The 6,080-nt window shown below is 31.0% G+C and carries 10 protein-coding genes; 1 reads left to right on the top strand and 9 read right to left on the bottom strand.

Going from position 1 to position 6,080, the window contains the following annotated elements; all coding sequences use genetic code 11:
- The 5 genes from J7J00_RS17915 to J7J00_RS17895 all read right to left on the bottom strand — a co-directional run.
- On the bottom strand, positions 1 to 334 hold a 334-nt coding region (locus tag J7J00_RS17915), incomplete at its 3' end, for a hypothetical protein (protein ID WP_214793018.1).
- A gap of 73 nt (positions 335 to 407) precedes the next feature.
- On the bottom strand, positions 408 to 824 hold the full coding sequence (locus J7J00_RS17910; protein WP_214793015.1) for a hypothetical protein: 417 nt from the start codon (positions 822 to 824) through the stop codon (positions 408 to 410).
- A 172-nt stretch (positions 825 to 996) separates the two neighbouring features.
- Positions 997 to 1,635, bottom strand: coding sequence for a VanZ family protein (locus J7J00_RS17905; RefSeq protein ID WP_214793012.1), 639 nt, complete (start codon positions 1,633 to 1,635; stop codon positions 997 to 999).
- A gap of 154 nt (positions 1,636 to 1,789) precedes the next feature.
- The gene (locus tag J7J00_RS17900; RefSeq protein ID WP_214793009.1) at positions 1,790 to 1,990 is read right to left on the bottom strand and encodes a hypothetical protein; all 201 of its coding nucleotides are present in this window, start codon (positions 1,988 to 1,990) and stop codon (positions 1,790 to 1,792) included.
- 149 nt (positions 1,991 to 2,139) lie between these two features.
- Positions 2,140 to 2,322 (bottom strand): hypothetical protein, encoded by a 183-nt coding sequence (locus J7J00_RS17895; RefSeq protein WP_214793006.1) that lies wholly within the window; start codon positions 2,320 to 2,322, stop codon positions 2,140 to 2,142.
- 388 nt (positions 2,323 to 2,710) lie between these two features.
- On the opposite strand from J7J00_RS17895, the gene J7J00_RS17890 reads away from it, so the two are divergent.
- Positions 2,711 to 3,415, top strand: coding sequence for a hypothetical protein (locus J7J00_RS17890; protein WP_214793004.1), 705 nt, complete (start codon positions 2,711 to 2,713; stop codon positions 3,413 to 3,415).
- A 518-nt stretch (positions 3,416 to 3,933) separates the two neighbouring features.
- On the opposite strand, the gene J7J00_RS17885 is transcribed toward J7J00_RS17890, so the two are convergent.
- The 4 genes from J7J00_RS17885 to J7J00_RS17870 all read right to left on the bottom strand — a co-directional run bounded on the left by J7J00_RS17885 (position 3,934) and on the right by J7J00_RS17870 (position 6,019).
- On the bottom strand, positions 3,934 to 4,119 hold the full coding sequence (locus J7J00_RS17885) for a hypothetical protein (RefSeq protein ID WP_214793001.1): 186 nt from the start codon (positions 4,117 to 4,119) through the stop codon (positions 3,934 to 3,936).
- Positions 4,120 to 4,272: 153 nt separating this feature from the next.
- The gene (locus J7J00_RS17880) at positions 4,273 to 4,503 is read right to left on the bottom strand and encodes a hypothetical protein (protein WP_214792998.1); all 231 of its coding nucleotides are present in this window, start codon (positions 4,501 to 4,503) and stop codon (positions 4,273 to 4,275) included.
- Between the two features lie 46 nt (positions 4,504 to 4,549).
- The gene (locus tag J7J00_RS17875) at positions 4,550 to 4,792 is read right to left on the bottom strand and encodes a hypothetical protein (RefSeq protein ID WP_214792995.1); all 243 of its coding nucleotides are present in this window, start codon (positions 4,790 to 4,792) and stop codon (positions 4,550 to 4,552) included.
- A 609-nt stretch (positions 4,793 to 5,401) separates the two neighbouring features.
- Complete coding sequence (locus tag J7J00_RS17870) at positions 5,402 to 6,019, bottom strand: hypothetical protein (RefSeq protein ID WP_214792992.1); 618 nt, start codon at positions 6,017 to 6,019, stop codon at positions 5,402 to 5,404.
- Between the last annotated feature and the right edge of the window lie 61 nt (positions 6,020 to 6,080).

Here is a 6,080-nt window from a genome sequence, read left to right as displayed (position 1 = left end):
AAAATATTGACTCAAATCCAGGTTTTTCAACGTTCTCACCGTCTAAATATTGCTCTATACCAACTATATAATCAGTCCATAAATCTAACCCACTAGGAATATCATTTCCTACAACAATTTGATCATTATACTGAATCTTAATATGCATTTGAATATGCTCCGGAGTAAATTTTCGATGTTCAAAGATTTCTCTTAATTTAAAGGAATCATCTAAGGATATATAACTCTCTTCACCTTCACTAATTTCAACTAGAAATGTACTTATTTTAAACATCATTAAACTCCAATCTTTAATAAATTTTATAACTATACTAACAAGTCCCTTTAGTTGCATAAATAAAAAGCTGCCTTAAAGACAGCTCCGATCTTCAGCTAACGCACCCGTTAGCTTAATATTTCTCTATTCTTTATTTCTGTTCATTAAGTTTGAAAATAGAGGATAATGTTTCGCCGTCTTTCCCTTCCACAACGCCCCATACCTGCTTTTCATCCTGCACGTCTGCGGTGCCATTTTCGTTGAACCACACCTTATATTTCTGCCCTTCCTTGTTATCTTGGTCTATAAACCAAAATACAGCATCTTCTTTGCTACCTTTATCAACTGATACTGTTTTATCCCATTTGACATCTGCTATAATGTCTTCAATCTTTTTGACATTTTCTTTATCCAATACAGCTCGTCTATCACTTAATCCACCGTACTCTACTATTTGATAGACAACGTCTTTTGCCTCAGGAGAACCCGAAGTTTTAGAGGAACTTGAACATCCCCCTAACGCCACAATTATAACAAGCAAACTGAAACTCCATAATAATTTCCTCATACTCACACCTCTTTTTTCCAATTACACCATTCATAAACAGTGTTGATTGAGGAATTTCAGTTTTTTATCAACTCCATTTTACTACTTCTTGTTAAACTAAACTGCCCCGTTAGTGCCATAAGAAAAGGAGCTGCTGATCAGCTCCTGGTAATGAAGTAAAGCACCCGTTAGTTCAAATTTGCAACCTTTCAGATTGTCCCTTACTTATAAAATGATTAAACAAAAGATAGATATATACCCCTATCACACCTCCAAGGGTATTTAGAATGACATCATCAATGTTTGTTAAACGAGAATATAAATCAAACGCTGACCCTGTAGAATTTTCAATAAATTGAATTAGTTCAATCCCAATAGAGATAAGCATTGTAACCATAATAGTCTTTTTTTTACTTTTTAAGATGCTAAGAGACATTAGTGCAAAAGCTAATGGGGTCAACATTAATAAAGGGCCCATTAATTGTGTAATTTCTGATTCTAAAATTGTTTTAAAAGGAACTAAATTTAGCAATGGAGTTGTTGAAGATATAACTGGACTTCCCCAATACCATACTGGAATAAAGGTAACTACCTGATGTAATGAGCATAAATACACAATAAAAGAAGTTAGAACGACTAACTTATAAAAATTATTTACTATCGCTTTTTTTATCAAAAATATCACACAAACCGTTATAGGAATACAATTGATATAAAGCTCAATGAATTTTATACGTAAAAAACTAGAATCATAATTAAATTTCAATATTAACGGGATAAGGAAATAAAAAGTAGGAATAAGAATTGTAAACCATTTCACATTTTTTGACACAGCGAACCTCTTTCTTCACAAAATCTTATTAATAATGACTTTGTCCAAGTATTAAAATCTTGTTAAACTAACCTGCCCCTTTAGTGCCATAAGAAAAAGACTGCCTCAGCAACCTTCCTTATTGAAGTAAGCAACTGTTAGTGAAAAATTTAAATTATAATTTATTTTTAATACAATTTATTAAGTAATACATTTGTGAAATCAAAAAAGAAAGAAGAATGACAATAATTGTTCCAAATGTGTAAACTGCATCTTCTGCGGGATCGCCCCCACCAATAAATACAGAACCTAAAATAAAAAAGAGAATTACACTTACCATTACAGTTAAAAAGAATATACTAATATACTTTGCCATAAACTCTCCCCTTCTTGAGTTTCAAATAATTTAACATATAATATTATCATTTCTTATGGAACTAACCTGCCCCTTTAGTTCAATACAAAAAAGGCAACCTTAGCAATCTCCCTTATTGATGTAAAGCACGAGTTAGCTTAACAAACAATTTAATGATGTGAATTATTTACATTGTTCCTTTTTCCAAGCGAAAACCCAGCAGCTAATAAAGATACTGTCGCTAAACAAACTCCAATAATCATAGAATAGTTGAAATAATTTTTAAGTGCCATACCACTAGAAATAGCTACAATAAACAAAAGTAAAAAGAAAACCGTATAATTCATTTTCATAATTTCTCACCACCATTTATCAATATTACCAAAAAAATCAAATGAATTGTTGAACTATCCTGCCCCGATAGTTGCATAAAGAAAGAGCTGCCTTAAAGACAGCTCCGTTCTACAGCTAACGCACCCGTTAGTTCTTCAAGGTGTTTTTCTTTATTCTTCGAATGTACGATAATGTAAAGAATCGTGCATAGATAAGGGTGCCGTTTGGCGACCTTATTTAGTTAGTTCCAAACAATTATTCCCAGAATCGCTATTGACAAAATATTACTATATTATTAAAATGTTGGAATATAGTAATTATTTTTCCTTTTAATTGATTTATACTTCGATTGATATGAATTTAAGTGAAAATAACATTCTATTAAAATTATTTTAGGGGGATTTTTTGGTGAACAAAAAAGCAGGTTTTGCATTTTTAACAGCTACAGCTTTATTTACTTCAGGAGTTATTCCTACAGCATCTTTTGCTAGTGAAATAAATACTGAGAGTCAAGTAGTACAAACAGTAGAAGAAGAATCCGCATTATCACTTGAACAATTATATGCTGATTATCAAATTTCTGATGCTACTATGGAAGGGTTGGTGCGTACAGTTACGTATGAAAAAAACGGTGAAAAGCATATTGTGGTTTATAATGCTGAAAGTGGAAATGTAACAATTGATGGTGTGATACAAGAGGGTCTAACTTACGAGTACGATCCTAATAAAGCCCTTGAGGTAAATAATTCGAATACAAGTAATTCTGGAATTACAACTTACGCTGCTGCTGCGAAAACGGGTTATAAATATGTAGGAACTATGTCGGGACATACCAAAGAAGCTAAAGATGCCGCACAACTTGCATTAACTTTAGCTGGAATTATTCCAGGTGTAGGTTGGGGAGCCGGATCAGTTTTAATTGTGACTGGTTATGTTGCTGGACAAAGAATACCAAGCCTTTATTATACTTATGATTTATATCAAAAAGGATTTATGACTGAGAGTTGGTATCAATATAGTACAACACGTATGTATAAAGATAGTGCACACAAAAAACCTACGGGTAAAGCTTGGACAAGTAAAGCTGAAAAAATTTATTTACCTAATAGTTAATTAAAATCCTAACAAAAAAAAGAAACCTCTGATTATTTAATCAAAGGTTTCTTTTTTTTGTTAGGATTTATGTTCCTTGAGTTTCTTGATTTTAAAACCAAGGAACACTATTACACATACAATATAAATCCCAAGATATACAGAGGGTAATTTTTCTGAAAGCATCCAATAAGTACTGAAGGCGATTAATAATATATACATTAGAAAATCAAAAATTTTAAATTTCATAGATTATTCTCCAATCATTGGTTTGATTTTATTAACAAATTATAAAAGATATACTAATATATGTATTATAAAGAACATTTTTAGTATATTCAATAATTAAAAATACCTGGTTTATTTGTATTTATATTTAAATTAACTATTTTCAGAAAATATATACCGTTAATATCTTGGAATATGCTATAACTACTGTAATAACCTATCATTACAGTTTTAAAATGAGAATACAAAAAGACCTCCCTTTAACATTTTTTTAAGCAATCCGAATGTACGATAACGCACCCGTTAGTTCATTAAGAAAAGCACCTCTTCTTTTTTCTATTTCTAAAATAGCCTCCTATTGTCGCTCCAAGACCCGCAAGTAAAACAACGAGTATTAATTCGCCAATATAATTAGAAGGGTTAATTATATTAAAAATAATTGTGCAAAGTGCTCCCCATAAAAGAAAAAGTAGCAAATCTCCAATTGTAAATTTCATAGTAATTCTCCTTTGTTTGTTAAAAATCTTTATTTTTCGATATATAAATACTAATTCATTCATCACTCTTTTGGTTCAATTATTTCATACTAAACAGTTGCAAAAAGAAAAAGCTACCTTAAAGACAGCTCCGATCTTCAGATAACGCACCCGTTAGTTGAAGAGTGGGTAATAGACTATTAAAAGAACTCCTAATAAAATAAGACCAAAGATAATGATTAATCCACTTGTATCTAGTAAGACACCTAATATTACCCAAAATAAATAGAGAATTTTATTTTTTGTACTTTCATCCTTATTATTTTTGTAGGCTTCTTTAATTAGCCACCCTAAAATACTACATCCAACAACAACCAATATTATACCAATAGTCATTATTTTCATAAATTTCCCCTAGGTTATTAAATAATTTTTTTAATATCTTATTTAACTATTCTGCCCCGATAGTTGCATAAGAAAAGGAGCTGCTAATCAGCTCCTGATAATGAAGTAAAGCACCCGTTAGTTCATTAAGAAGTACTTCCGACTCAATCAAATAAAATAAACTCTTTACTAAACGAATTATAATTCTTGGAATAAGAGTGAAGATGTTAAAAACCAATTCAGATAAGATGGAATCACGAATTTCATTCTTATGCTTTTGAAAAAACCTTCTTTGCCTTTCTTTTTTCATCTTTTGTATCCTCTTTTTATCTTTCATAATTACTCCAATTATATTCCTCTAAAATACATCCTCAATTATTCTGCCTCTGTAGTCCATAAGAAAAAGAGCTGCTGATTCGTCTTCTGATATTGAAGTAAAGCATCTTTTTGTTCAATCACAAAAAATATATAACCCACAATTGAGATAAAATGATTAGTAAAAATGTCAAACCTAGGCCAATTAGTTCCTTTTTTGTTGCCCTTTCTAGTAAATACCGTTCAATTAATGTTAAAGACAATCCAATGACTATGAGGATATAAGCCATAGACCGATAATCACTGTAAACACCGTAATACAAGGTGGAAACAAAGATGATAATTCCTGCTGTTATCCATAAGAGTAACGCTGGAATAAACAAGGGCTTTATTCTGTTTTTTAATATTTTCATTTTAATACACTTCTCCATAAAGACATCTTACCAAAAATCATCCTTTATACCTCAAGAAAAAATTTCCTTATCTTATTGAACAAACCTGCCCCTTTAGTTTAATAAAAGAATCCTGTTGATTTTGAAAAACCGTAATCGTTTGTGGATCCTGCTTGTAATTAATGACAAATGGGGAAAGTTATCTCCCCTGTTCACCCCCCAATGCCTACCCAAGTGTCGTTTGGGAATTCCTTTTTCACTAGTTTAGTAATATTTTTATTGTTTTTATCATAAAAGATTATTTCTAAATCTAATGAATTAAAATTATTGTACGTCTTCTTGTCAACTTCTTTTAATGAAACAGAAAGATTCTTTTTCGGTTTAAAGGTATGAGAGAAAACACCCTTTTGTTTTATAACAACTTTGTTTATCTTCTCACTTTTATTATCGACAACCATTACGCAGAACGTCTTGTTATCAATTTCAATAAAACCTTCTGTTAATGGATCGTTAGAAATATCGGCCCCGCCCATAAACTCATACTTGTTTTGCCCCTTATTTTTTATTTGAGTGAACCCATAGCATTTATTGCAGGATATTTTATTTTCCGTTCTAAATAAAACAATCTTTCGGTTTGTATTGGGAATTGAATAAAGGGAATCAATTTCCGGACGTATTTGGCCTTCTTCTGTTGCTTCATCTGAATGTAGATATTGTTTTGACACTTTTTCTAATGCTTCCTTATCTAAGGAAGACACTTCATATTTTTGACAACCGGTTAAACACAGAAAAACACTAAATAAAATAACAATTACGTGTGAAGCTTTCATAGTGAGCTAAATCCTCTCTTTTTCTTAACGGAACCTTGCATATATCACATAATTCCATTTA

The organism is Bacillus sp. ISL-4 (genome assembly GCF_018613275.1).
Classification (GTDB): domain Bacteria; phylum Bacillota; class Bacilli; order Bacillales; family DSM-1321; genus Peribacillus; species Peribacillus simplex_E.
The sequence above is the reverse complement of the archived record's forward strand: the minus strand, read 5'-3'. Positions and strand labels throughout refer to the sequence as shown.

Bases quoted from the DNA above. Each gene is read 5' to 3' on its own strand.
- J7J00_RS17910 (WP_214793015.1), bottom strand. From the start codon at position 824: ATGAGGAAATTATTATGGAGTTTCAGTTTGCTTGTTATAATTGTGGCG.
- J7J00_RS17900 (WP_214793009.1), bottom strand. From the start codon at position 1,990: ATGGCAAAGTATATTAGTATATTCTTTTTAACTGTAATGGTAAGTGTA.
- J7J00_RS17895 (WP_214793006.1), bottom strand. From the start codon at position 2,322: ATGAAAATGAATTATACGGTTTTCTTTTTACTTTTGTTTATTGTAGCT.
- J7J00_RS17885 (WP_214793001.1), bottom strand. From the start codon at position 4,119: ATGAAATTTACAATTGGAGATTTGCTACTTTTTCTTTTATGGGGAGCA.
- J7J00_RS17880 (WP_214792998.1), bottom strand. From the start codon at position 4,503: ATGAAAATAATGACTATTGGTATAATATTGGTTGTTGTTGGATGTAGT.
- J7J00_RS17875 (WP_214792995.1), bottom strand. From the start codon at position 4,792: ATGAAAAAAGAAAGGCAAAGAAGGTTTTTTCAAAAGCATAAGAATGAA.
- J7J00_RS17870 (WP_214792992.1), bottom strand. From the start codon at position 6,019: ATGAAAGCTTCACACGTAATTGTTATTTTATTTAGTGTTTTTCTGTGT.